The 24,819-nt window shown below is 59.5% G+C and carries 25 protein-coding genes and 1 other RNA gene; 20 read left to right on the plus strand and 6 right to left on the minus strand.

Annotated elements, in window-relative coordinates:
• Positions 1-64: 64 nt before the first annotated feature.
• From KGB29_RS26325 to zapE, 3 genes are all read left to right on the plus strand, one after another.
• Positions 65-694, plus strand: coding sequence for an alpha/beta hydrolase (locus KGB29_RS26325; protein ID WP_057713348.1), 630 nt, complete (start codon positions 65-67; stop codon positions 692-694).
• Between the two features lie 24 nt (positions 695-718).
• Positions 719-2,074 (plus strand): tryptophan--tRNA ligase, encoded by a 1,356-nt coding sequence (locus KGB29_RS26330; protein ID WP_150814949.1) that lies wholly within the window; start codon positions 719-721, stop codon positions 2,072-2,074.
• A 90-nt stretch (positions 2,075-2,164) separates the two neighbouring features.
• Positions 2,165-3,259 carry a cell division protein ZapE gene (gene zapE, locus KGB29_RS26335; RefSeq protein ID WP_103396227.1) on the plus strand — a complete coding sequence of 365 codons (1,095 nt, stop codon included), beginning with the start codon at positions 2,165-2,167 and terminating at the stop codon, positions 3,257-3,259.
• Between the two features lie 197 nt (positions 3,260-3,456).
• Here the strand turns inward: zapE and KGB29_RS26340 are convergent, their stop codons facing one another.
• The gene (locus tag KGB29_RS26340) at positions 3,457-4,377 is read right to left on the minus strand and encodes a GlxA family transcriptional regulator (protein WP_174245557.1); all 921 of its coding nucleotides are present in this window, start codon (positions 4,375-4,377) and stop codon (positions 3,457-3,459) included.
• Positions 4,378-4,599: 222 nt separating this feature from the next.
• Here KGB29_RS26340 and KGB29_RS26345 point away from each other — a divergent pair, with 222 nt between their 5' ends.
• Positions 4,600-5,736: an acyl-CoA dehydrogenase family protein gene (locus KGB29_RS26345; RefSeq protein ID WP_150814948.1), complete on the plus strand. Its 1,137-nt coding sequence runs from the start codon at positions 4,600-4,602 to the stop codon at positions 5,734-5,736.
• A gap of 101 nt (positions 5,737-5,837) precedes the next feature.
• Here KGB29_RS26345 and KGB29_RS26350 read toward each other — a convergent pair whose 3' ends face one another.
• Positions 5,838-6,878, minus strand: coding sequence for an NADP(H)-dependent aldo-keto reductase (locus KGB29_RS26350; protein ID WP_150814947.1), 1,041 nt, complete (start codon positions 6,876-6,878; stop codon positions 5,838-5,840).
• A gap of 245 nt (positions 6,879-7,123) precedes the next feature.
• On the opposite strand from KGB29_RS26350, the gene rplM reads away from it, so the two are divergent.
• The 7 genes from rplM (at position 7,124) to KGB29_RS26385 (ending at position 12,012) form a co-directional block, all read left to right on the plus strand.
• On the plus strand, positions 7,124-7,552 hold the full coding sequence (rplM, locus tag KGB29_RS26355) for a 50S ribosomal protein L13 (RefSeq protein ID WP_007917032.1): 429 nt from the start codon (positions 7,124-7,126) through the stop codon (positions 7,550-7,552).
• Positions 7,553-7,566: 14 nt separating this feature from the next.
• A complete protein-coding gene (rpsI, locus tag KGB29_RS26360; protein ID WP_003228056.1) occupies positions 7,567-7,959 on the plus strand; it encodes a 30S ribosomal protein S9 in 393 nt (130 codons plus the stop codon).
• A gap of 268 nt (positions 7,960-8,227) precedes the next feature.
• Positions 8,228-8,821 carry a ubiquinol-cytochrome c reductase iron-sulfur subunit gene (petA, locus tag KGB29_RS26365; RefSeq protein ID WP_057713353.1) on the plus strand — a complete coding sequence of 198 codons (594 nt, stop codon included), beginning with the start codon at positions 8,228-8,230 and terminating at the stop codon, positions 8,819-8,821.
• On the plus strand, positions 8,821-10,032 hold the full coding sequence (locus KGB29_RS26370) for a cytochrome b (RefSeq protein WP_034149536.1): 1,212 nt from the start codon (positions 8,821-8,823) through the stop codon (positions 10,030-10,032). Before petA ends, KGB29_RS26370 begins: the two co-directional genes overlap by 1 nt.
• On the plus strand, positions 10,032-10,814 hold the full coding sequence (locus tag KGB29_RS26375; protein WP_057713354.1) for a cytochrome c1: 783 nt from the start codon (positions 10,032-10,034) through the stop codon (positions 10,812-10,814). The genes KGB29_RS26370 and KGB29_RS26375 overlap by 1 nt, the downstream gene beginning before the upstream one ends.
• A 150-nt stretch (positions 10,815-10,964) precedes the next feature.
• Positions 10,965-11,582 carry a glutathione S-transferase N-terminal domain-containing protein gene (locus KGB29_RS26380; protein WP_007989864.1) on the plus strand — a complete coding sequence of 206 codons (618 nt, stop codon included), beginning with the start codon at positions 10,965-10,967 and terminating at the stop codon, positions 11,580-11,582.
• Between the two features lie 16 nt (positions 11,583-11,598).
• Positions 11,599-12,012, plus strand: a complete 414-nt coding sequence (locus tag KGB29_RS26385; RefSeq protein WP_007998247.1) for a ClpXP protease specificity-enhancing factor — start codon at positions 11,599-11,601, stop codon at positions 12,010-12,012.
• 157 nt (positions 12,013-12,169) lie between these two features.
• Here KGB29_RS26385 and KGB29_RS26390 read toward each other — a convergent pair whose 3' ends face one another.
• From KGB29_RS26390 to KGB29_RS26405, 4 genes are all read right to left on the minus strand, one after another.
• Complete coding sequence (locus KGB29_RS26390; RefSeq protein WP_057713355.1) at positions 12,170-12,748, minus strand: BON domain-containing protein; 579 nt, start codon at positions 12,746-12,748, stop codon at positions 12,170-12,172.
• Entirely contained in the window at positions 12,745-13,338 is a 594-nt protein-coding gene (locus tag KGB29_RS26395) for a phosphoheptose isomerase (protein WP_007972584.1), read from the minus strand. The genes KGB29_RS26390 and KGB29_RS26395 overlap by 4 nt, the downstream gene beginning before the upstream one ends.
• Before the next feature lie 103 nt (positions 13,339-13,441).
• Positions 13,442-13,804 (minus strand): YraN family protein, encoded by a 363-nt coding sequence (locus KGB29_RS26400; RefSeq protein WP_090457618.1) that lies wholly within the window; start codon positions 13,802-13,804, stop codon positions 13,442-13,444.
• Positions 13,804-15,615 (minus strand): penicillin-binding protein activator, encoded by a 1,812-nt coding sequence (locus tag KGB29_RS26405; protein WP_150814946.1) that lies wholly within the window; start codon positions 15,613-15,615, stop codon positions 13,804-13,806. Before KGB29_RS26405 ends, KGB29_RS26400 begins: the two co-directional genes overlap by 1 nt.
• A gap of 177 nt (positions 15,616-15,792) precedes the next feature.
• On the opposite strand from KGB29_RS26405, the gene rsmI reads away from it, so the two are divergent.
• The 9 genes from rsmI to mraY all read left to right on the plus strand — a co-directional run bounded on the left by rsmI (position 15,793) and on the right by mraY (position 24,817).
• Complete coding sequence (gene rsmI / locus KGB29_RS26410; RefSeq protein ID WP_167362876.1) at positions 15,793-16,698, plus strand: 16S rRNA (cytidine(1402)-2'-O)-methyltransferase; 906 nt, start codon at positions 15,793-15,795, stop codon at positions 16,696-16,698.
• A 75-nt stretch (positions 16,699-16,773) separates the two neighbouring features.
• Positions 16,774-17,127: RNase P RNA component class A (rnpB, locus tag KGB29_RS26415), an RNA gene on the plus strand.
• 356 nt (positions 17,128-17,483) lie between these two features.
• Complete coding sequence (gene mraZ, locus KGB29_RS26420; protein WP_007917012.1) at positions 17,484-17,939, plus strand: division/cell wall cluster transcriptional repressor MraZ; 456 nt, start codon at positions 17,484-17,486, stop codon at positions 17,937-17,939.
• Positions 17,936-18,883, plus strand: coding sequence for a 16S rRNA (cytosine(1402)-N(4))-methyltransferase RsmH (gene rsmH, locus KGB29_RS26425; protein ID WP_007972589.1), 948 nt, complete (start codon positions 17,936-17,938; stop codon positions 18,881-18,883). The genes mraZ and rsmH overlap by 4 nt, the downstream gene beginning before the upstream one ends.
• A complete protein-coding gene (gene ftsL, locus KGB29_RS26430; RefSeq protein WP_007998257.1) occupies positions 18,880-19,173 on the plus strand; it encodes a cell division protein FtsL in 294 nt (97 codons plus the stop codon). Before rsmH ends, ftsL begins: the two co-directional genes overlap by 4 nt.
• Positions 19,173-20,912, plus strand: a complete 1,740-nt coding sequence (locus KGB29_RS26435) for a peptidoglycan D,D-transpeptidase FtsI family protein (protein WP_173677933.1) — start codon at positions 19,173-19,175, stop codon at positions 20,910-20,912. Before ftsL ends, KGB29_RS26435 begins: the two co-directional genes overlap by 1 nt.
• Positions 20,912-22,375 carry a UDP-N-acetylmuramoyl-L-alanyl-D-glutamate--2,6-diaminopimelate ligase gene (locus KGB29_RS26440; protein ID WP_102670992.1) on the plus strand — a complete coding sequence of 488 codons (1,464 nt, stop codon included), beginning with the start codon at positions 20,912-20,914 and terminating at the stop codon, positions 22,373-22,375. The genes KGB29_RS26435 and KGB29_RS26440 overlap by 1 nt, the downstream gene beginning before the upstream one ends.
• Positions 22,368-23,735: a UDP-N-acetylmuramoyl-tripeptide--D-alanyl-D-alanine ligase gene (locus tag KGB29_RS26445; RefSeq protein WP_150814945.1), complete on the plus strand. Its 1,368-nt coding sequence runs from the start codon at positions 22,368-22,370 to the stop codon at positions 23,733-23,735. Before KGB29_RS26440 ends, KGB29_RS26445 begins: the two co-directional genes overlap by 8 nt.
• Positions 23,735-24,817 (plus strand): phospho-N-acetylmuramoyl-pentapeptide-transferase, encoded by a 1,083-nt coding sequence (gene mraY / locus KGB29_RS26450; RefSeq protein ID WP_150814944.1) that lies wholly within the window; start codon positions 23,735-23,737, stop codon positions 24,815-24,817. Before KGB29_RS26445 ends, mraY begins: the two co-directional genes overlap by 1 nt.
• The last annotated feature ends 2 nt before the right edge of the window (positions 24,818-24,819 follow it).

The following is a 24,819-nucleotide window of genomic DNA, read 5'->3' on the forward strand; positions in this document are numbered from 1 at the left end:
CAGCCACAGACAATTTGCTAGACGAGTCGACCTGATCCGAGGTCACGGAGTTCCTTCCTTGCTTATGCGTGAAACCCCTGTAGTGATTGATGGCCCGGTGGGTCAACTGGAAGCACTGTACCTGGACAACGAGCAGGCGCGTGGCCTGGCGCTGATCTGCCATCCGAACCCGGTGCAGGGCGGCACCATGCTCAACAAAGTGGTCTCGACCCTGCAGCGCACCGCGCGTGATGCCGGTTTGATTACTTTGCGTTTCAACTACCGCGGGGTGGGTGCCAGTGAAGGTACACATGATATGGGCACCGGCGAAGTCGATGATGCCCAGGCTGTGGCCGAATGGTTTCGCGCCAGACACCCGCAATTGCCACTGACCCTGTTCGGTTTCTCCTTCGGTGGATTTGTTGCAGCAAGTCTTGGCGGACGTCTGGAAGCGAAGGGCGAACCGCTCAAACATCTGTTCATGGTCGCACCGGCGGTCATGCGCCTGAGCGCTCAGGACTCACTGCCACAGCAGGGCGAGCTGACCCTGATCCAGCCGGAAACCGACGAAGTGATCGATCCGCAGCTGGTTTACCAATGGTCCGACACGCTTGAACGTCCCCATGAGCTGCTGAAAGTGGCAGAATGCGGACACTTTTTTCATGGCAAGCTGACCGATCTCAAGGATCTGATCCTGCCGCGTCTCTCGAATTGATTGCAGTCTGACAAGCGATTACCCATGACGACTCGTACCCGTATCCTCACCGGCATCACCACCACCGGCACGCCGCACCTGGGCAACTACGCCGGTGCCATCCGCCCGGCGATCCTGGCCAGCCGTGACAGCAATGCCGACTCGTTCTACTTTTTGGCGGACTACCACGCCCTGATCAAGTGCGATGACCCGCTGCGCATCCAGCGCTCGCGTCTGGAAATCGCTGCGACCTGGCTGGCCGGTGGCCTGAATGTCGACCGCGTGACCTTCTACCGTCAGTCCGACATCCCGGAAATCCCCGAGCTGACCTGGCTGCTGACCTGCGTCGCCGCCAAGGGCCTGCTCAACCGCGCCCACGCCTACAAGGCTTCGGTGGACAAGAACGTCGAGAACGGCGAGGACCCGGATGCAGGCATCACCATGGGCCTTTACAGCTACCCGGTGCTGATGGCCGCGGACATCCTGATGTTCAATGCGCACAAGGTGCCGGTCGGTCGTGACCAGATCCAGCACGTGGAAATGGCGCGGGACATCGGCCAGCGCTTCAACCATCTTTTTGGCCAGGGCAAAGAGTTCTTCACCATGCCCGAGGCGTTGATCGAAGAGAGCGTCGCCACGTTGCCAGGCCTGGATGGTCGCAAGATGTCGAAGAGCTACGACAACACCATCCCGCTGTTCAGCAGTGCCAAAGAGATGAAGGACGCGATTTCGCGGATCGTCACCGACTCCCGCGCACCGGGCGAAGCCAAGGATCCGGACAACTCGCACCTGTTCACCCTGTTCCAGGCGTTTGCCACCCCGGCGCAAGCCGACGAGTTCCGCAGCGAATTGTTGCAGGGCCTGGGTTGGGGCGAGGCGAAGAATCGTCTGTTCCAGTTGCTCGACAACGAACTGGGCGAATCCCGCGAGCGTTACAACCAGTTGATCGAGCGCCCGGCGGATCTGGAGGACATCCTGCAACACGGCGCGAAAAAGGCCCGTGCGGTAGCGACACCCTTCCTCAACGAACTGCGTGAAGCGGTGGGCCTGCGCTCCTTCGTTGCCCAGACTCAAGTGGCGGCGACCACCAAGAAGAAAGCCGTGAAGGCTGCGCGTTTTGTCAGCTTCCGTGAAGACGACGGCAGTTTCCGCTTCCGTCTGCTGGCGGCAGATGGCGAACAACTGCTGCTGTCGCGCAACTTCGCCGACGGTAAAACCGCCGGGCAGGTGACCAAGCAACTGCAAGCGGGCCAGGCATTGGACGTGCGCAGTGAAGACCTGGGCTTCAGCGTCTGGCTGGAAGGCGAGTGCGTTGCCGACAGCCCGGCGTTTGCCGACAGCGCCGCCCGTGACGCTGCCATCGAAGCCTTGCGCATTGCCCTGACGCCGGTTCAGGAATAAACAACGGTTCGGCCCGACCAAGGGCCGATTGCCATTCCTCGGGGTCGTCGCTACAGTGTCGGCCCGTTTTTGTTGCCTTGCTAACGAATTATGACGCCCCTAGAACGATATCAAGCTGATCTGAAACGCCCGGAATTCTTCCATGACGCCGCGCAGGAAACTGCCGTGCGTCATTTGCAGCGCCTGTACGACGACCTGGTCGCGGCCGAGCAAAACAAGCCGGGCCTGCTGGGCAAGTTGTTTGGCAAGAAGGATCAGACCCCGGTCAAGGGCCTGTATTTCTGGGGCGGCGTAGGTCGCGGCAAGACTTACCTGGTGGACACCTTCTTCGAAGCGCTGCCCTTCAAGGAAAAGTCCCGCACCCACTTCCACCGCTTCATGAAGCGCGTGCACGAAGAGATGAAAACCCTGGGCGGCGAGAAAAACCCGCTGACCATCATCGCCAAGCGCTTCGCCACCGAAGCCCGGGTCATCTGCTTCGATGAATTCTTCGTTTCCGACATCACCGACGCCATGATCCTTGGCACCCTGATGGAAGAACTGTTCAAGAACGGCGTAACCCTGGTCGCGACTTCGAACATCGTGCCGGATGGCCTGTACAAGGACGGCCTGCAACGCGCGCGCTTCCTGCCGGCCATTGCGCTGATCAAGCAGAATACCGAGATCGTCAACGTCGACAGCGGCGTCGACTATCGTCTGCGTCACCTCGAACAGGCCGAGCTGTTCCACTATCCACTCGACGAAGCCGCCAACGAAAGCCTGCGCAAGAGCTTCCGTGCACTGACACCGGAATGCACGGCAGCGGTCGAAAATGACGTGCTGATGATCGAAAACCGCGAAATCCGTGCCCTGCGCACCTGCGATGACGTGGCCTGGTTCGACTTCCGCGAACTGTGCGACGGCCCGCGCAGCCAGAACGACTACATCGAACTGGGCAAGATCTTCCACGCCGTGTTGCTCAGCGATGTCGAACAGATGAGCGTCACCACCGACGACATCGCCCGACGCTTCATCAACATGGTCGACGAGTTCTACGACCGTAACGTGAAGCTGATCATTTCTGCTGAAGTCGAGCTAAAGGATCTCTACACTGGCGGGCGCTTGAATTTCGAATTCCAGCGTACCCTCAGCCGACTGCTGGAAATGCAATCCCACGAATTCCTGTCCAGGGCGCACAAGCCGTAAGACAGTTCGGTGCACAAAAAAAGCCTGCAAATGCAGGCCTTTTTTTGTGCGCCGAAGAACCTCTTTTGGGCTCACCAAAGTCCGTGTGGGAGCGAGCTTGCTCGCGATGACGGCGGCACATTCAGTATTGATATGACTGATGCGCCGCTATCGCGAGCAAGCTCGCTCCCACAGGGGGGGCATTTGTATGCCTGTGATTACGCCGCTTGCTGAAACTGCTGCCGATACTGATTCGGTGACAACTCCGTGTGCTGGCGGAACAGCCGCGCAAAGAAGCTCGCATCGTCATAACCAACCTCGTAGCTGATGGTCTTGATGCTCTTGCGGCTGCCGGACAGCAAGCCCTTGGCGGTTTCGATGCGCAGGCGTTGCAGGTAATGCAGTGGCTTGTCGCCGGTGGCGGTCTGGAAGCGGCGCATGAAGTTGCGGATGCTCATGCCGTGTTCGCGGGCAACGTCCTCGAAACGGAACTTGTCGGCGAAGTGTTCTTCGAGCCAGTGCTGGATCTGCAGGATGATCACGTCCTGGTGCAGCTTCTGCCCGCCGAATCCAATCCGTCCCGGTGAATAGCTGCGCTGCACTTCATAGAGGATGTCTCGGGCTACGGCCTGGGACACGTTGGCGCCGCAGAAGCGCTCGATCAGGTAGATGTACAGGTCGCATGCCGAGGTGGTGCCGCCGGCGCAGTACAGGTTGTCGGCATCGGTCAGGTGTTTGTCCTGATTGAGCTGGACCTTGGGGAAGCGTTCGGCGAAGGCATTGAAGAAGCGCCAGTAAGTGGTCGCTTCCTTGCCATTGAGCAGCCCGGCTTCGGCCAGCCAGAAAACACCAGTGGCCTCGCCGCACAGTACGGCACCGCGCGCATGTTGCTGGCGCAGCCAGGGCAGGATTTGCGGGTAACGTTTGCTGAGGTTGTCGAAATCGTCCCAGAACGCGGGAAGAACGATGATGTCGGCGTTTTCCAGTCCGCCGTCCACCGGAATCATCACATCGCTGAAGGTGTTGACCGGCTTGCCATCGGGGCTGACCAGGCGGGTTTCGAACGCCGGTGTCAGGCCCTGGCCCAGCTGTTTGCCGTAGCGCAGGCTGGCGAGATGGAAGAAATCCTTGGCTTGCATGAGGGTGGAAGCGAAAACCCGGTCGATGGCCAGGATGCTGACGCGCCGCAGGGGCGTGGAGGCTTGGTTAGACATAATTCAACTTTATTTTTATAGGGGGAAGTGGTCACCAGACGGCTGGATCGTCTTATTTTTTGTCGGATGTGTCCAGTGTCCTGTATCGGAAGCGAGGCATAGTCTCTGAAGGTCAACTTCTTCTAAAAACAAAGATAAAGGTGCCGCATGATCCCCAGAACCCTGTTCAGTTCCGAGCACGAGCTTTTCCGCGACAGCGTGCGGACGTTCCTCGAAAAAGAGGCGGTGCCGTTCCATGGGCAATGGGAAAAACAAGGCTATATCGACCGCAAACTGTGGAACAAGGCAGGGGAGGCGGGGATGCTTTGCTCGCACTTGCCGGAAGAGTACGGCGGCCTGGGGGCGGACTTTCTCTACAGTGCGGTGGTGATCGAAGAAGTGGGGCGACTTGGCCTGACCGGCATCGGTTTTTCCTTGCACTCGGACATCGTGGCGCCCTACATCCTGCATTACGGCAGTGAGACGCTGAAGCACAAATACCTGCCGAAACTGGTGTCCGGCGAGATGGTTACCGCGATCGCCATGACTGAACCGGGCGCCGGTTCCGATCTGCAAGGGGTGAAAACCACGGCCGTGCTCGATGGCGATGAGTACGTGATCAACGGCTCCAAGACCTTTATCACCAACGGCTACCTGGCCGATCTGGTGATCGTCGTCGCCAAGACCGATCCGAAGGCTGGCGCGAAGGGCACGAGTCTGTTTCTGGTGGAAGCCAATACGCCGGGCTTCGACAAGGGCAAGCGCCTGGAGAAGGTCGGAATGAAGGCCCAGGACACCTCGGAGCTGTTCTTCCAGGACGTGCGTGTACCCAAGGAAAACCTGCTGGGCCAGGCCGGGATGGGCTTTGCCTACCTGATGCAGGAGTTGCCCCAGGAGCGCCTCACGGTGGCCATTGGCGGGTTGGCTTCAGCCGAAGCTGCGCTGCAATGGACGCTGGACTACACCCGTGAGCGCAAGGCATTCGGCAAGTCGATCGCCGACTTCCAGAATACCCGGTTCAAGCTGGCGGAGATGGCCACGGAAATCCAGATCGGCCGGGTCTTCGTCGACCGTTGCCTGGAGCTGCACCTGCAAGGCAAGCTCGATGTGCCGACGGCGGCGATGGCCAAGTACTGGGGCACCGACCTGCAGTGCAAGGTGCTCGACGAGTGTGTGCAGTTGCACGGTGGCTACGGGTTCATGTGGGAGTACCCGATCGCGCGGGCATGGGCGGATGCACGGGTGCAGCGGATCTATGCCGGGACGAACGAGATCATGAAGGAGATTATTGCGCGGTCGCTTTGATTTGCGCTGACCGGGCGGACGCCATCGCGGGCAAGCCCGCTCCCACAGGTATCACCGAACCTGTGGGAGCGGGCTTGCCCGCGATTGGTTTTAAAGATCAATCAAGGCGCAGGATTCGGATGATCCTTGTGAATCGCCTCGATCCCTTCCAGTACTTCCTCCGACAGCTTCAAGTCGAAACTGGCGATGTTGCTCTCCAGTTGCTCCATCGTCGTCGCGCCAATGATATTACTGGTCACGAACGGCTGCTGCGTCACGAACGCCAGGGCCATTTGCGCCGGGTCCAGGCCGTGCTCGCGAGCCAGGGCCACGTAACGGCTGCATGCCGCTTCCGACTGCGGGTTGAAATAGCGGCTGAAGCGACTGTAGAGGCTCAGGCGACCTTTTGGCGGGCGGGCGCCGCCTTCGTACTTGCCTGACAGGAAGCCGAACGCCAGCGGCGAATAGGCGAGCAGGCCGCATTGCTCGCGGATGGCGATTTCCGCCAGGCCGACTTCGAAGCTGCGGTTGAGCAGGTTGTACGGGTTCTGGATCGACACGGCGCGCGGCCAGCCACGGGCTTCGGCCAGGGCCAGGAAGCGCATGGTGCCCCATGGCGTCTCGTTGGACAGGCCGATGTGGCGGATCTTGCCGGCGCGGACCTGCTCGTCCAGTGCTTCAAGGGTGTCCTCCAGAGGCGTCAGGTTGGCTTCGATCTTGTGCTTGTAGCCCAGTTGCCCGAAGAAGTTGGTGCTGCGCTCCGGCCAGTGCAGTTGGTACAGGTCGATGTAGTCGGTCTGCAGGCGCTGGAGGCTGGCATCCACCGCTTCGGTGATGTGCTGGCGGTTGTGGCGCAGGTTTTTGTCGCGGATGTAGTCGATGGTGTTGCCGGGGCCGGCGATCTTGCTGGCCAGGATCCAGTCGGCACGATCGCCGCGGCTTTTGAAATAATTGCCGATGTAGCGTTCGGTGGAGGCGTAGGTTTCGGCCTTGGGTGGCACCGGGTACATCTCGGCGGTGTCGATGAAGTTGATCCCGGCGCTCTTGGCTCGCTCAATCTGGGCGAAGGCGTCTGCCTCGCTGTTTTGCTCGCCCCAGGTCATGGTTCCGAGGCAGAGGGCACTCACGTTCAGATTGGTTCGGCCTAGCTGGCGATAGTCCATCGGGTGCTCCTTGGGCAAAACAATCATAAAAGCAGGTTGAATTATTTTTCGCAATCTGCATAATTGCGCACCTCTTTCTGCAGTGGAAGTGATGCGCCGCCGCCGAAGAATCTTGCCGTTGAACGGACGCGCCGACCCGAGCCCCCGAAAGCGTCTGTATCCGGCTGCCTTTGACTTGTCAAAGTACGCACTATTCAGTAAGATCCGCCGTCTAATTTACAGGGCGGCCCCTGAGGCTATAAAGAATGAAAACTTTTACTGCTAAACCGGAAACAGTAAAGCGCGACTGGTTTGTCGTCGACGCTGCTGGTCAGACCCTGGGTCGTCTGGCCACCGAAATCGCGAGCCGTCTGCGTGGCAAGCACAAGCCTGAGTACACTCCTCACGTTGACACCGGCGACTACATCGTCGTAATCAATGCTGAGCAGATTCGTGTTACCGGTGCTAAAACCACTGACAAAATGTACTACTCCCACTCCGGTTTCCCGGGCGGCATCAAGTCGATCAACTTTGAAAAGCTGATCGCCAAGGCCCCTGAGCGCGTGATCGAGACCGCGGTTAAAGGCATGCTGCCTAAGAACCCACTGGGTCGCGACATGTACCGTAAGCTGAAAGTCTATGCGGGCGCTGCACACCCACATACTGCTCAGCAGCCCCAAGAACTGAAGTTTTAACGGAATAGTACATTATGTCGGCGACTCAAAATTACGGCACTGGCCGTCGCAAGACCGCAACCGCACGCGTTTTCCTGCGTCCGGGTACTGGTAACATCTCCATCAACAACCGTTCGCTGGATAACTTCTTCGGCCGCGAAACTGCCCGCATGGTAGTTCGTCAGCCGCTGGAGCTGACTGAGACTGTCGAGAAGTTCGACATCTACGTCACCGTGATCGGCGGTGGTGTGAGTGGTCAGGCTGGCGCAATCCGCCACGGCATCACTCGTGCTCTGATGGACTACGACGAGACTCTGCGCAGCGCCCTGCGTAAAGCCGGCTTCGTAACCCGCGATGCTCGTGAAGTTGAACGTAAGAAAGTCGGTCTGCGTAAAGCGCGTAAGCGTCCGCAGTACTCGAAGCGTTAATTCGCTTTCACGTTCAAAAAAGAACGCCCAGTTTCCTCACGGAGCTGGGCGTTTTTTTATGTCTGCGATTTATCAAAGAATTGCGCTGTGACAACTTGCCACATCCGCAGACACCCTATACTACAAGGCTTGGGGGTGATGGGTTCCGGTAATTACCTTGTCAGAATTGGGGCTTTTCATTACCATTCGGCAAAATTTTTATAAGTACATAGTTTTACTTAGTAGATGCCTGATTTAACAGGCCACAAAGCTGATGGGAGAGGACTGAATGAGCAATGACGGCGTGAATGCAGGCCGGCGTCGCTTCTTGGTAGCAGCCACATCCGTGGTGGGTGCTGCAGGAGCGGTGGGGGCTGCGGTCCCGTTCGTGGGGTCATGGTTTCCCAGTGCCAAGGCGAAAGCCGCAGGTGCACCGGTGAAAGTGAATGTCAGCAAAATCGAGCCAGGCCAGCAGATGATTGCTGAGTGGCGCGGCCAGCCGGTGTTCATCGTCCGCCGTACACAGGAAATCCTGGGGAATCTTAAGAAGATCGAGGGCCAGCTCGCTGACCCGGCCTCCAAGAACTCGACACAACCGACTTACGTTGATCCGGAAACCCGTTCGATCAAGCCCGAGGTCCTGCTGCTGATTGGTATCTGCACGCACCTGGGTTGCTCGCCGACCTTCCGTCCCGAAGTGGCACCTGCGGATCTGGGTAAGGACTGGGTAGGCGGCTATTTCTGCCCTTGCCACGGTTCCCACTACGATCTGGCTGGTCGCGTCTACAAGTCGCAGCCTGCGCCTTTGAACCTGCCAGTTCCCCCGCATTCCTATGAGACCGATGAAATTATTATCATTGGCGTCGATACGGAGAAAGCGTGATGAGCAAGTTCATGGATTGGGTTGATGCGCGCTTTCCCGCCACCAAGATGTGGGAAGACCATCTCAGCAAGTATTACGCTCCGAAGAACTTCAACTTCTTCTACTTCTTTGGCTCCCTGGCGCTGCTCGTTCTGGTCAACCAGATCGTTACCGGTGTCTGGCTGACCATGAGCTACACCCCGTCGGCGGAAGAGGCATTCGCCTCCGTCGAATACATCATGCGCGACGTCGAGTACGGCTCGATCCTGCGTCTGCTGCACTCCACCGGCGCTTCGGCGTTCTTCATCGTGGTCTATCTGCACATGTTCCGTGGCCTGCTCTACGGTTCGTACCAGAAGCCGCGTGAACTGGTGTGGGTCTTCGGCATGCTGATCTACCTGGCGCTGATGGCCGAAGCCTTCATGGGCTACCTGCTGCCGTGGGGCCAGATGTCCTACTGGGGTGCACAGGTGATCATCTCGCTGTTCGGTGCGATCCCGGTCATCGGCAACGACCTGACCCAGTGGATTCGTGGTGACTACCTGATTTCCGGTATTACCCTGAACCGCTTCTTCGCCTTGCACGTGGTTGCCCTGCCGATCGTTATCCTGGGTCTGGTGGTGCTGCACATCCTGGCGTTGCACGAAGTCGGTTCGAACAACCCGGACGGCGTGGACATCAAGAAGCACAAGGACGAAAACGGCATACCGCTGGACGGCATTGCCTTCCACCCGTACTACACCGTGAAAGATATCGTCGGCGTGGTGGTGTTCCTGTTCATCTTCTGCTCGATCGTGTTCTTCTTCCCGGAAATGGGTGGCTACTTCCTCGAAAAGCCGAACTTTGAAGTGGCGAACGCCTTCAAGACCCCAGAGCACATTGCTCCGGTCTGGTACTTCACTCCGTTCTACGCCATCTTGCGTGCGGTTCCGGACAAGCTCCTGGGCGTTATCGCCATGGGCGCGGCCATCGCCGTGCTGTTCGTCCTGCCGTGGCTCGACCGCAGTCCGGTCAAGTCGATGCGCTACAAAGGCTGGCTGAGCAAGATCTGGCTCTGGGTGTTCTGCATTTCGTTCGTGATCCTGGGCGTGTTGGGTGTTCTGGCTCCGACTCCAGGCCGTACGCTGTTGTCGCAGGTGTGTACCTTCCTGTACTTCGCCTACTTCATTCTGATGCCGTTCTACACCAGGCTCGAGAAGACCAAACCGGTTCCGGAAAGGGTGACTGGCTGATGAAAAAACTATTTGCTGTATTGATGCTTGCTGCACTGCCAGTGTTTGCTTTCGCAGCTGAACACGGTGGCCCCGAGCTGGAAAAAGTCGACATCGACGTTTCCGATAAAGCGGCCATGCAGGACGGCGCGCGTACCTTCGCCAACTACTGCATGGGTTGCCACAGTGCCAAGTTCCAGCGCTATGAGCGTGTTGCCGACGACCTGGGCATTCCCCATGAGTTGATGCTCGAGAAGCTGGTGTTCACTGGCGCCAAGATCGGCGATCACATGAGCATCGGCATGCAGCCAGCGGACGCCAAGGCCTGGTTTGGCGCAGCGCCGCCGGACCTGACCCTGGTTGCCCGTGTTCGCGGCACCGACTGGCTCTACGGTTACCTGAAGTCGTTCTACGAAGATCCTTCGCGCCCATGGGGTGTGAACAACAAGGTCTTCCCGAACGTGGGCATGCCTAACGTCCTGGTCGGCTTGCAGGGTCGCCAGGTGGTGGGTTGCAAACAGGTTCAGATCGTCGAAGACGGCAAGAAGCAATATGATCCTCTGACCGGTACGGCGCTGACTCATGAAGCGTGCGATCAGTTGACCATCGTGCCGAAAAGCGGTGCCCTGACTGCAGAGCAGTTCGATGAGAAGGTCAAGAATCTGGTAACCTTCCTGGCTTACTCGGCTAACCCGGTTAAGCTGCAACATCAGCGCATCGGTACGTACGTATTGTTGTACCTGGCGTTCTTCTTCGTCTTCGCTTACCTGCTCAAGCGCGAATACTGGAAAGACGTGCACTGATAAAGCTTCAAGCTATTGCTGTTAATCGCGCGCGCCCAAGGGCGCCTCTGAAGATGTAGCGAAACTGGTGATCCAGTCGTTACGGGAGGCGCCCTCTGGGCGCGCTCGTTTTTCCGCTTTCGATAATTTCTACAAGCGAGGAGGATCGCCATGGGCGTGACCAATCGGTTGGCCTGTTACTCCGACCCCGCCGACCACTATTCCCACCGAGTGCGCATCGTACTGGCAGAGAAGGGTGTCAGCGCCGAGATCATTTACGTGGAGGCTGGTCGCCAGCCACCTAAACTGATTGAGGTGAACCCTTACGGCAGCTTGCCCACGCTGGTCGATCGCGACCTGGCGTTGTGGGAGTCGACTGTGGTGATGGAATATCTGGATGAGCGTTACCCGCACCCGCCGCTACTGCCGGTTTATCCCGTGGCGCGTGCCAACAGTCGCCTGCTGATGCACCGCATTCAGCGAGACTGGTGTGGTCTGGTGGACCTGATTCTGGATTCGCGGACCAAGGAAGCGGCTCGCGCCGTGGCTCGAAAAGAGTTGCGCGAAAGCCTGACGGGTGTGTCGCCACTGTTTGCCGACAAACCGTTTTTCCTCAGTGAGGAACAAAGTCTGGTGGATTGCTGCCTATTGCCAATACTCTGGCGATTGCCGATTCTGGGTATAGAACTGCCGCGGCCGGCGAAGCCGCTGCTTGATTATATGGAGCGCCAGTTTGCGCGTGAGGCTTTCCAGGCGAGTCTGTCTGGTGTCGAACGCGACATGCGCTAAGGCTTAAGGAGCCGTTATGAACTCCAGTCGACCTTATCTGGTCCGCGCGCTCTATGAGTGGATTGTGGACAACGATTGCACCCCGCACATGCTGGTCAATTCCGAGTACCCGTCGGTGCAGGTGCCTCAGGGGTTTGCCAGTGACGGACAGATCGTCCTGAACGTATCGCCACAAGCCGTGCGTCACTTGCACATGGATAACGAGGCGGTCAGTTTCGAGGGGCGCTTTGGTGGCGTACCGCACACCTTGTACGTGCCAATTGCTTCGATCCTGGGTATCTACGCCCGGGAGAATGGTCAGGGCATGGTGTTCGATCTGGAATCGCCCATGGGCGAGGACGACGAGATCGAGCCGGATGACGATCTTCCACCACCCGACAGTGAGCCGCCGCGTCCAAGCGGTCGCCCGAGTTTGAAGGTGGTGAAATAAAAAAAAGGGTGATCCGCAAGGATCACCCTTTTTTATTCCACCGCCTTCAAACGATGTAGGAGCGAGCCTGCTCGCGATGGGCGTGAACGATGACGCGTGCAGTCTGAATGAACGCATTCGCCAAACGTTTTTCGCGAGCAAGCTCGCTCCTGCAGGGTCAGTCGATGTACTCGAACAATTTCACGATCTTCTGCACACCGGAAACCCCTTGCACCAGGTTGGTCGCCTGTGCCGCTTCCTGCTTGGTCAGCAGGCCCAGCAAGTAGACGATGCCGTTTTCAGTGACTACCTTGATGCGCGAGCCAGGGATGTTCGCATCGGCGAGCATCTGGGTCTTGATCTTGGTGGTCAGCCAGGTGTCGTTCTGGCGTGCCAGCAACGAGGAGGGTGGCAGGACTTGCAGTTCGTTGTGCACCTTTTTCACGCGCTGGACAGCGGCGGCAGCCTGTTCGGCCTTGGCCTTGAGGTCTGCGCGTGGCGTTTGCCCGGCGAGCAGTACGACACCGTTGAAGCTGGTGACGACGATATGTGAATCCTTATCCAGGGCTGGGTCGGCCTTGGCGACGTTCACGCCAACCTTGGTGTCGATCAGGGAATCGTCGATCTTGCTGCCCAGTGTGCGAGTGCCGCGGTCATCTTCAATCGGTGCTTCACGGCTGGCAGTCACCACCGAGGTGCAGCCGCTGATGCTGAGGCACAGGGTCAAGGCCAGTAGGCCAAGGCGATTAGGGGTCATTCTTCACTCCCGAACAATTGGCTGTCGATCAAGTCGCAAAGGCAATGGATCGCCAGCAGGTGGACTTCTTGAATACGAGCGGTGACGTTGGCCGGTACGCGAATCTCGACGTCCTCGGGCAACAGTAGCGACGCCATGCCGCCGCCATCGCGTCCCGTCAATGCTACGACAATCATTTCGCGATCATGTGCGGCCTGAATCGCTTGAATTATGTTGGCCGAGTTGCCGCTGGTGGAGATAGCCAGCAACACATCGCCCGGTTGGCCGAGCGCACGGATCTGCTTGGAGAAGATTTCGTTGTAGCTGTAGTCGTTGGCAATCGAGGTGATCGTCGAGCTGTCGGTCGTAAGGGCGATGGCCGGCAGGCTTGGGCGTTCGCGCTCAAAGCGATTGAGCAGCTCGGAGGAGAAGTGCTGGGCATCGCCGGCAGAGCCGCCATTGCCGCAGGAAAGCATTTTGCCTTCGTTGAGCAGGGCGTTGACCATGACCTGGCTGGCTTGCTCGATGTGCGGTGCAAGTACTTCCATCGCCTGTTGCTTGGTGTCGATACTGGCCTGAAAAAGCTGGCGAATTCGGGATTGCATGTCCATCTGTGTGACCTTAAGTAGCGCGGCTGTTCGGCACGTGAATGTGCAGCCCGCAAAGCAAAGAGCAAAATGTTGGGTGATAGTGTCCGGTTCGCAATGCCGGCGATCAGCCGTCGAAGGCATTCTGTAGCCAGTTCAACTGATCGAGGTGGCTGTCGATGGCAATCACGTCGAAGCGGCAAGGGGAATTGGCCCAGCGCGGCTCGCGCTGAAGATAATATTGCGCGGCGAAAATCAGTTTTTGCCGTTTGCGCTCATCGATGCTATCGAGCGCGCCACCCCATTGAGTGTTTTTTCTGTAGCGGACTTCAACGAATACTACTGTATCGCCATCTAGCATGACCAGATCAAGCTCGCCGCGTTTACACAACCAGTTCTGCGCCAGCAGGCGCAGACCTTGTTGTTGAAGATGCTCGAGCGCATGGCGCTCGGCATCCTTGCCGCTTTGCTGGCGTGACCTGTCAGGCATCAGTGAGCGGTGTCCGGCAGGCGCTGAATCTGGCCATTGGCGAACTCGGCCCATGGTAACTGGCGCACGACCCGCTGGCTCTGGGACATGCCAAGGCTGCCCGATTCGCCGTCGATGCGGCTGTCCGGCAGTGACTTGAGCTGGCCCAGGCGTGGCGCCAGACGATAGGCGTCCACACCCATGGCATACAGGCGCCCCAGGCTGCCGGCGGCTTGTGGCCACTGGGCAGTGACCTGGCGGCGCAGTGGATCATTGGCGTCCAGCAACCATGGCGTCTCGCAGAAGCGAATGCCATTCATGTCGTTGTACTGGTTGACGTCACCGTTGGCGCTGAACACGTGGGAGGTGGCATAGACCGGAACATCGCCTGCGTACTGGAAGTTCAGGGTCGGTTTGATCTGCTGGGCCTGTTGCGGTGTAGAGGCGAGGAAAATGAACTCGATGTCCTGGCGGCGCGATGGCTGGGCAGCCACTTGCGAGCCAACGGTGCTTTGCAGGCTCTTGGCGCGACCTTCGCTCTGGCGCAGCTGGAACATGTCGGCAATTTGCTGGGCCAACTGGACCGGTTGGTCGACGCGTTCGGTGGCGACGATGGTGCCGCCATTGGCTTGCCAATCCTGGCTGAACGCCTTGAGTACGCGGTCGCCCCACTCACCTTTCGGCACCATGATGGCTGCGCGATGCAGGCCGTCGGCGCGAGCGCGGCGCGACACTTCGCGGGCTTCGTCTTCAGCGGCAAGGCCGAACTGGAACAGCTGCGCCGGGCCTTGATCGCCTTCGCTGTAATTCAATGCCAGGGTGGTGATCGGCAACTGCGGGCGAGTGCTCAGCTGTTTGACCAGCGGCTTCTCCAGCGGGCCGACAACCAGTTGCACGCCATCGGCCTGGGCCTTGCGGTAGAACTCGTCCATGGAAGTCAGGCGCGAGCTGTCATAAAACTCGATGGCGGGTGGTTTCTGCCCGGCCTGTTGGGCCTGGTAGTGAGCGGCCATGAAACCGTCGCGCAGCGCTTTGCCAACCGCCGCCAGTTGGCCGTCCTGAGGCAGCAGCAGGGCGATCTTGTTCAGGGGCTGGCTGGCCAGTTCCTTGAGTTGGGTCAGTGGCAGCGGCAATTGAATGGCTGCCGGGTGCTTCGGATTCTGCGCGCGCCAGTTGTCGATGGCGGCCTGTTGCTGCTCCAGGGTACCGGCGGATTTCACGGCCAGTGCCAGGGCCATCCAGCCGCCGAGATCGTCGGTGGCACTTGGCTGCAACTGATTGGTCGGCAGCGAAGCGATCAGGGTCCAGATGGCTTCGTGGTTTTTGCTCGCGGCTTCGCCTTCGAGCATCGGGGCGATGAAAATGCGCTGGCGAGCGGCGGCAAGGGTCTGGCCATCGGCTTCAAGTGCGCGGGCGTGGATGGTGCCGGTGCGGACCTGTTGTTCCTCGGGCAGTTCGCTCAAGTATTGCAGGCTCGGATGGCTCAAGGCGGCCAGCGCGGCCTTGGGCTGATTGCGCGTCATGGCCAGTTCCGCCGCCAGGGTGTTGGCGAAAACCTGTGGGCCCGGCTTGAGCTGTTCGACAGGAACCTGTTGCAGGATTTGCGCGGATTGGCCGGCATTGCCCTGGCGATAAGCCAGGTCGGCGGCGCTCAGGCGCAGCAGGGCGGCATCTTCCGGTGATTTGCTTTGGGAGGCCTTCTCAAGCAGTTGCTCGATACTGGCGTCCGGTGTCCGTGGAAGCTCGCCAAGGCTGGAGGAGGGCGAGCTGGCGCAAGCCGTCAGCAAGGCAGCGAGGCAGAGGGCAGATAACAGCCGCAGGCAAGCGATCATGTAAGCGTTCCTGATACTCGATCAAATTAGCGTGGAATTGTACCCAAGCACTGGCCGGGGTGCGATGTTACTGGCGTGAATCAATCAATTTAGCTGGTGTAAATGTTGCGCCAGCGCACAAACGGTCACCGATACCTCGTTTGCTTGCGGGTATCGTGAGTCTCGCTACGCGCTACAATGGCGACTTTTACCGATCATGAGGTGTGCGCTTTGACTGCTCCAGGTGCTTTGAATTCCGCTGCTGGCTCGCTTTATGTGGTGGCGACGCCCATCGGCAACCTGGATGACATCAGTGCGCGGGCGCTGAAGATTCTGCGTGAAGTGGCCCTCATCGCCGCGGAAGACACCCGTCATTCCCAGCGCTTGATGCAGCACTTCGGCATTGCGACGCCATTGGCGGCCTGCCATGAACACAACGAGCGGGATGAAGGTAGTCGCTTTATCACTCGTCTGCTTGCCGGTGACAACGTTGCGTTGATCTCGGATGCCGGGACGCCGCTGATTTCCGATCCGGGTTATCACCTGGTGCGGCAGGCCCGGGCAGCGGGCATTAATGTAGTGCCGGTTCCGGGTGCCTGCGCGTTGATTGCAGCGCTGTCGGCAGCAGGGCTGCCTTCCGACCGCTTCATATTCGAAGGTTTTCTGCCTGCAAAGGCTGTGGGGCGACGTGCGCGTCTCGAGCAGGTAAAGGAAGAGCCTCGCACATTGATCTTCTATGAGGCCCCGCATCGCATCCTCGAATGTCTGCAAGACATGGAACTGGTGTTCGGTCCAGAGCGCCCGGCGCTGCTTGCCCGCGAGCTGACCAAGACGTTCGAGACCCTCAAGGGGCTGCCTCTGGCTGAGCTGCGCGAGTTCGTCGAGTCGGATAGCAACCAGCAGCGCGGTGAGTGCGTGGTACTGGTGGCGGGCTGGTCCGCGCCCGAAGAGGAAGGTGCCGTCAGCAGCGAAGCGATGCGTATCCTCAACCTGTTGCTTGAAGAAATGCCGCTCAAGCGTGCGGCGGCATTGGCGGCGCAAATCACCGGCGAGCGAAAGAATGTGCTGTACCAAATCGCGCTGGATCAGCAGAAGGGCGAGTAAAACCCGACGCGCAGGCGTGCCCAATGGCGCTTGGTGCTTGTTCTTCGGGCGCTCTGCCGGTAACCTTCGCGGCGGAGAGTCGATCGGACAGTCGCTGCCCCCTATGAAAATTAGGGGGGGGAGGAAAGTCCGGGCTCCATAGGGCGAAGTGCCAGGTAATGCCTGGGAGGCGTGAGCCTACGGAAAGTGCCACAGAAAATAACCGCCTAAGCGCTTCGGCGCCGGTAAGGGTGAAAAGGTGCGGTAAGAGCGCACCGCACGTCTGGCAACAGTTCGTGGCTAGGTAAACCCCACTTGGAGCAAGACCAAATAGGGTCCCAAGGCGTGGCCCGCGCTGGGACCGGGTAGGTTGCTAAAGATGTCCAGTGATGGCCATCGTAGACGAATGACTGTTCAAGACAGAACCCGGCTTACAGATCGACTCTCCACCTTTTTCTTTCCTCTGCTTGAATCATTGAGCAGGGGGTTGGGTGATAGCAATTTCCCTCCTTACACATTCATCCGCAGAACCTCTTTTGTAATACCAAAAAAATCTTACTCTTAATAAATTACTTTAACTTTCGAACGCAGCCTTCTGTGCTGATTCAAGTTATCGATCAGTTTCATCTGCCGGATTCTCGTTGTCCCTCCGTTAATGATCCTAAATCTCAGTTCTGTAAGGGTTTTCCTTTACTCCGCGCCTTGACGGTGTGGTGGGCGCATTCCTATAGTGTGCGCAAGTGGCGGAAAGTGGCATGAAGTGGGTTTTTTGAACTCAAAACGCTAGAATTTGGAGAAACGCAGACGTGTTTCGCGGAGCCAACGCTATCAGTCTCGATGCAAAGGGCCGTCTCGCAATGCCGAGCCGGTACCGTGACGAGCTCGATTCGCGCAGTTCCGGGCAATTGATCGTGACAATTGATGCCGTTGATCCTTGTTTGTGTGTTTACCCCCTCGATGAGTGGGAAATTATTGAAACCAAACTGCGCGCACTGCCTTCGCTTCGCGAAGAGAACCGCCGCCTGCAACGTTTACTGATTGGTAATGCCGTCGACCTCGAGCTCGATGGCAGTGGTCGTTTTCTGGTTCCGCCGCGTCTTCGTGAATATGCCAAGTTGGATAAGCGCGCGATGTTGGTAGGCCAACTGAACAAGTTCCAATTGTGGGACGAGGATGCCTGGAACGCGGTTTCTGCCGCTGACCTGGCTGCCATTCAACAACCGGGCGCGATGCCTGATGAACTGCGTGATTTGATCCTGTGACTATTGATAGCGGCTTTAACCACATCACCGTACTGCTTGACGAAGCCGTCGAGGCTCTCGCCGTACGTCCTGATGGCTGCTATCTGGACGGCACGTTCGGACGCGGCGGACACAGCCGGTTGATCCTCAGTCAGCTCGGTCCCGATGGTCGGTTGCTCGGATTCGATAAAGATCCACAAGCGATTGCCACCGGGCAGACGCTAGCGGCCGAAGACGGCCGCTTTGTCGTTGTGCAGCGCAGCTTTGCCGAGCTCGGTTCGGAAGTCGCCGAACGCGGTCTGGCCGGCAAGGTCAGCGGCGTGTTGCTGGATCTTGGCGTGTCCTCGCCACAGCTCGACGACCCTGAACGCGGCTTCAGCTTCCTCAACGACGGTCCGCTGGATATGCGCATGGATCCGTCCCGTGGCATCAGCGCCGCCGAATTCGTCAATACCGCGCCCGTGGAAGAAATCGCCCGGGTGTTCAAGGAATACGGCGAAGAGCGTTTCTCCGGCCGCATGGCCCGTGCTGTGGCCGAACGTCGCGACATCAAGCCATTCGAGCGCACCGGTGACCTGGCAGAAGTCCTGAAAGTCGCCAACCCAGCTTGGGAAAAGGGCAAGAACCCCGCAACCCGCGCGTTCCAGGGGTTGCGTATCCACGTCAACAACGAACTGGGTGATCTGGAAACCGGCCTCGAAGCCGCGCTGGAGTGCCTGGAAGTGGGCGGTCGCCTGGTGGTGATCAGCTTCCATTCGCTGGAAGACCGTATCGTCAAACTGTTCATGCGCAAGCTGGTGAAAGGCGAAGCCGACAACCTGCCGCGCAACCTGCCGGTTCGGCATGTCGCCTTCGAACCGAAAATCAAAGTCCATGGCAAAGCGCAGACGGCCTCCGACGCCGAACTCAAAGCCAACCCACGTTCCCGTAGCGCTGTCATGCGTGTGGCGGAGAAGCTGCGGTGAGCAAGCTTTTCGCCAAGCCATTGCCCGGCGGAAGCTTCTTCATGCTGCTGCTGTTTGTCGGCGTGCTCGTGTCGGCCATCGGCGTGTCTTACAGCGCGCACTGGAACCGTCAGCTATTGAATTCGCTGTACAACGAACTGAGCGTGCGCGACAAGGCGCAGGCGGAGTGGGGCCGGTTGATTCTGGAACAGAGCACCTGGACCGCCCACAGCCGTATCGAAGTGCTGGCCACCGAACAATTGAAAATGCACATCCCCGGTGCCGCTGACGTGAAGATGGTGGCGCCATGATGAAACTCGAAGGTGCACTCTTTCCTTGGCGGTTCCGCGTGGTGCTGGGTTTGCTCGGCATCATGGTGGCCGCGATTGCCTGGCGCATCATCGATTTGCAAGTGGTCGACCGTGCCTTCCTTAAAGGTCAGGGCGATGCCCGCAGTGTTCGTCATATTCCGATTCCGGCTCACCGTGGTCTGATCACCGACCGTAACGGCGAGCCTTTGGCCGTGAGTACTCCGGTCACCACCCTCTGGGCCAATGCCAAGGAAATGCAAACGGCCAAAGAAAAGTGGCCGGCACTGGCGGCTGCCCTGGGGCAGGACCCGAAAGCCCTGGCCGAGCGCCTTGAAGCGCAGGCCAACAAGGAATTCATTTATCTGGTGCGCGGGCTGACGCCTGAGCAGGGCCAGGCGGTGCTCGATCTCAAAGTGCCTGGCGTCTATGGCATCGAAGAGTTCCGCCGTTTCTATCCGGCCGGTGAAGTGACCGCGCATATGGTCGGCTTTACCGACATCGATGACCATGGCAAGGAAGGTATCGAGCTGGCCTATGACGAATGGCTGGCCGGGGTGCCGGGTAAACGACAAGTCATCAAGGACCGGCGCGGCCGGTTGATCAAGGATGTCCAGGTCACCAAAAACGCCAAGGCCGGCAAGCCCTTGGCGTTGTCCATTGACCTGCGCCTGCAATACCTGGCCAACCGCGAACTGCGTAACGCGATCATCGAGAACGGCGCCAAGGCCGGCAGCCTGGTGATCATGGACGTGAAGACCGGCGAGATTCTCGCGATGGTCAACCAGCCGACCTACAACCCGAACAACCGCCGCAACCTGCAGCCGGCGATGATGCGTAACCGCGCGATGATCGACGTGTTTGAGCCAGGCTCGACCATGAAAGCGATCTCGATGAGCGCCGCCATCGAAACCGGCCGCTGGAAACCGAGCGATACCGTCGAGGTGTATCCGGGCTCCCTGCAGATTGGCAAGTACACCATCAAGGACGTATCCAAGACCGAAGGCCCGGTGCTCGACCTGACCGGCATCCTGATCAATTCCAGTAACGTCGGCATGAGCAAGGTCGCGTTCGATATCGGCGGCGAAACCATTTTCCGTCTGGCGCAGAAAGTCGGCCTCGGCCAGGACACTGGCCTGGGCTTCCCGGGCGAGCGCGTCGGCAATCTGCCGAACTACCGCGAATGGCGCAAGGCAGAAACCGCCACGCTGTCCTACGGCTACGGTGTTTCCGTGACCGCGATCCAGTTGGTCCACGCCTTCTCGGCCCTGGCCAACAACGGTCGCCTTGCACCGTTGACCCTGATCAAGACCGACAAGGCGCCGCAAACCACCCAGGTGCTGCCGGAGGCCGTCGCAAAAACCATGCAAGGCATGCTGCAACAAGTGATCGAAGCCCCGCGCGGTGTGTTCCGTGCGCAGGTGCCGGCGTATCACGTGGGCGGCAAGTCGGGTACTGCGCGTAAAACCTCGGTCGGCACCAAGGGTTACGCCGTGAACTCCTACCGTTCGCTGTTCGCCGGTTTCGGCCCGATGAGCGACCCGCGTTACGCCATCGTGGTGGTCATCGACGAGCCGACCAAGGCCGGTTACTTCGGCGGCCTGGTTTCCGCGCCGGTGTTCAGCCGTGTGATGTCGGGCACCCTGCGCCTGATGAACATTACCCCGGACAACCTGCCACCTACTCAACAAGCGAACGCAACACCGGTCGTTCCGCTGAAAGCCAATGGAGGGCGCGGCTGATGTCCCTGAGCCTGAACAAGATTTTCCCTCACGCCGGCCACGATCTGCTGATTCGCGAACTCGCCCTGGACAGCCGCAATGTGCGTGCGGGTGATCTGTTCCTCGCTGTGCCGGGCGGTAAATTCGATGGGCGCGCGCATATGGTTGACGCCCTGCAGCGTGGTGCTGCCGCGGTGGCCTATGAAGTAGAAGGCGCCACGGTCCTGCCGATCACTGAAGTGCCGTTGATTCCGGTCAAAGGTCTGGCGGCTCAGCTGTCGGACATCGCCGGGCGTTTTTATGGCGAGCCAAGCCATCACCTGAACCTGGTGGGCGTGACCGGTACCAATGGCAAGACCAGCGTGACTCAATTGGTTGCCCAGGCGCTGGACCTGCTCGGCCAGCACTGCGGCCTGGTCGGCACGCTCGGTTCGGGTTTCTATGGGGCGCTGGAAAGCGGCCTGCACACCACGCCGAACCCGATTGCCGTGCAGGCGACCCTGGCGGACCTGAAAAAGGCCGGGGCCAAGGCCGTGGCGATGGAAGTTTCTTCCCATGGCCTGGATCAGGGGCGCGTGACTGCCCTGGCGTTCGATGTGGCAGTGATGACAAACCTGTCCCGCGATCACCTGGATTATCACGGCACCATGCAGGCCTACGGCGAAGCCAAGGCCAGGCTGTTTGACTGGAATGACTTGAAATGCCGCGTGGTCAACCTCGACGACGAGTTCGGCCGGCAACTGGCCGCCGACAAGCGCGAGTCGCGGTTGATCACCTACAGCCTGGAAGACTCCGGCGCCTACCTGTATTGCCGTCAGGCGCAATTCGACGACGAAGGCGTGCGAGCCACTCTGGTCACGCCACAGGGCGAGCACCACTTGCGCAGCACCTTGCTCGGTCGCTTCAACCTGAGCAATGTCCTGGCGGCGGTCGGTGCGTTGCTCGGTCTGGATTACGCCCTGGACGAAATTCTCAAGGTGCTGCCGAAGCTTGAAGGCCCTGCCGGGCGCATGCAGCGCTTGGGCGGTGGTTCGCAGCCGCTGGTGGTGGTCGATTACGCCCACACCCCGGATGCCCTGGAAAAAGTACTGCTGGCTCTGCGTCCACACGCCAAGGGTCGGCTGCTGTGCCTGTTCGGCTGTGGCGGCGACCGCGATCGCGGCAAGCGTCCGTTGATGGCCGAAGTGGTTGAGCGCCTGGCCGATGGCGTGCTGGTGACCGATGACAATCCGCGCACTGAAGACCCTGCAGTGATTTTCGATGACATCCGCGCCGGTTTCACGGCTGTGGATAAAGTGGAGTTCGTTGCCGGTCGTGGTCAGGCGATTGCCCGGTTGATCGCCAGTGCCTCGGCGGATGACGTGATTGTCCTGGCCGGGAAAGGTCACGAGGACTATCAGGAAATCAACGGCGAACGCCATGCCTTTTCCGATCTGGTCGAGGCCGATCATGCCTTGACCGCGTGGGAGGTGGCCCATGCTTAAGGCCTTGAAACTGAGTGAACTGACCGGTGCGCTGAGTGCTCGCCTGGTGTCCGCCGATGCCAGCTTCGACGGCGTCAGCATCGACAGCCGTGCAATCAAGCCGGGCCAGCTGTTTATTGCCCTGACCGGTCCGCGTTTTGACGGTCATGACTATCTGAATGAAGTCGCCGCCAAGGGCGCCGTGGCTGCGCTGGTCGAGCGTGAAGTCGCTGGCAGCACGCTGCCGCAGTTACTGGTCAGCGACACTCGCCAGGCCCTCGGCCAGTTGGGCGCGCTCAATCGCGCCGCCTACACCCATCCGGTCGCGGCCGTCACCGGTTCCAGCGGCAAGACCACGGTCAAGGAGATGCTTGCGAGCATCCTGCGCACCCGTGGTCCGGTGCTGGCGACCCGTGGCAACCTGAATAACGACCTCGGCGTGCCGCTGACCTTGCTCGAACTGGCACCGGAACACACCGCTGCCGTGATCGAACTGGGCGCCTCGCGCCTGGGTGAAATTGCCTACACCGTCGGTCTGACCCGGCCGCACGTGGCCATTCTCAACAATGCCGGGACCGCCCACGTCGGCGAGTTCGGCGGCCCGGACAAAATCGTCGAAGCCAAGGGCGAGATCATCGAAGGGCTGGATGCCGATGGCGTCGCCGTTCTCAATCTTGACGACAAGGCATTCGGTATCTGGAAGGCACGCGCCGGTGACCGCAAAGTGCTGACGTTTGCGTTGAGCAACGCCAGCGCCGATTTCTACGCCAGTGACCTGACTACCGATGCCCGTGGCTGCCCGGCGTTCAACCTGCACAGCCCTGAAGGCGTGGAGCGCGTTCAATTGAACCTGCTCGGCACCCATAACGTCGCCAATGCCATGGCCGCCGCCGCAGCCGCCCATGCCCTGGGTGTGTCGCTGTTCGGTATCGCCACCGGGCTTGGCGCGATGCAACCGGTCAAGGGGCGCACCGTCGCGCAACTGGCCACCAACGGCATGCGCGTGATCGATGACACTTACAACGCCAACCCCACCTCCATGTGCGCTGCCGTTGATATACTGGCCGGCTTTTCCGGTCGCACCGTCCTGGTGCTCGGGGATATCGGCGAGTTGGGCGAATGGGCGGAGCAGGGGCACCGCGACGTGGGCGAGTACGCCCGTGGCAAGGTTTCTGCGCTGTACGCCGTCGGGCCAATGATGGCTCACGCCGTGAACGCATTCGGTCCACAGGCTTTTCACTTCAGCACGCAGGCTGAACTGATCAAGGCCCTGGGTGCCGAGCAAGACACAAACACCACCATTTTGATCAAGGGGTCGCGCAGCGCTGCGATGGAAAACATCGTCGCCGCCTTGTGCGGGTCCAGTCTGGAGAAACATTAATGCTGCTGCTGCTAGCGGAGTATCTGCAACAGTTCTACAAAGGCTTCGCGGTCTTCCAGTACCTGACCCTGCGCGGGATTCTCGGTGTACTGACCGCGCTGGTCCTGTCGCTGTGCTATGGCCCATGGATGATCCGCACGTTGCAGAGCCGTCAGATCGGTCAATCCGTTCGCAACGACGGCCCGCAGTCGCACCTGTCCAAGTCGGGTACACCGACCATGGGCGGCGCGCTGATTCTGTCGTCCATCGGTGTCAGCACCCTGCTGTGGGCTGACCTGAGCAACCGTTACGTCTGGGTCGTACTGCTGGTGACCTTGCTGTTCGGCGCCATCGGCTGGGTCGACGACTACCGCAAGGTCATCGAGAAGAACTCCCGTGGCTTGCCGAGCCGCTGGAAATATTTCTGGCAATCGGTATTCGGTCTGGGCGCGGCGATCTTCCTTTATATGACTGCCGCCACGCCGGTGGAAACCACGCTGATCCTGCCGATGCTCAAGGACTACAGCATTCCGCTGGGCGCCGGCTTCATCGTGTTGACCTATTTCGTGATTGTCGGCTCGAGCAACGCGGTCAACCTGACCGACGGCCTCGACGGCCTGGCGATCATGCCGACCGTGATGGTTGGTGGTGGCCTGGGCATTTTCTGCTACCTGTCGGGTAACGTGAAATTCGCCGAATACCTGCTGATTCCTTACGTACCGGGCGCAGGCGAGTTGATTGTGTTCTGTGGCGCGTTGATCGGAGCCGGCCTGGGCTTCCTGTGGTTCAACACCTATCCGGCACAAGTCTTCATGGGTGACGTCGGCGCACTGGCGCTGGGCGCGGCCCTGGGCACCATTGCGGTGATCGTCCGTCAGGAAATCGTCCTGTTCATCATGGGCGGCGTGTTCGTGATGGAAACCCTGTCAGTCGTCATTCAGGTCGCCTCTTTTAAACTGACCGGTCGCCGCGTATTCCGCATGGCGCCCATTCACCACCACTTTGAACTCAAGGGCTGGCCCGAGCCGCGCGTGATCGTCCGTTTCTGGATCATCACCGTGATTCTCGTGCTGATCGGCCTTGCCACCCTGAAGCTGAGGTAGAA

Source organism: Pseudomonas sp. BF-B-30 (genome assembly GCF_019956305.1).
Taxonomy (GTDB): Bacteria; Pseudomonadota; Gammaproteobacteria; order Pseudomonadales; family Pseudomonadaceae; genus Aquipseudomonas; species Aquipseudomonas jessenii.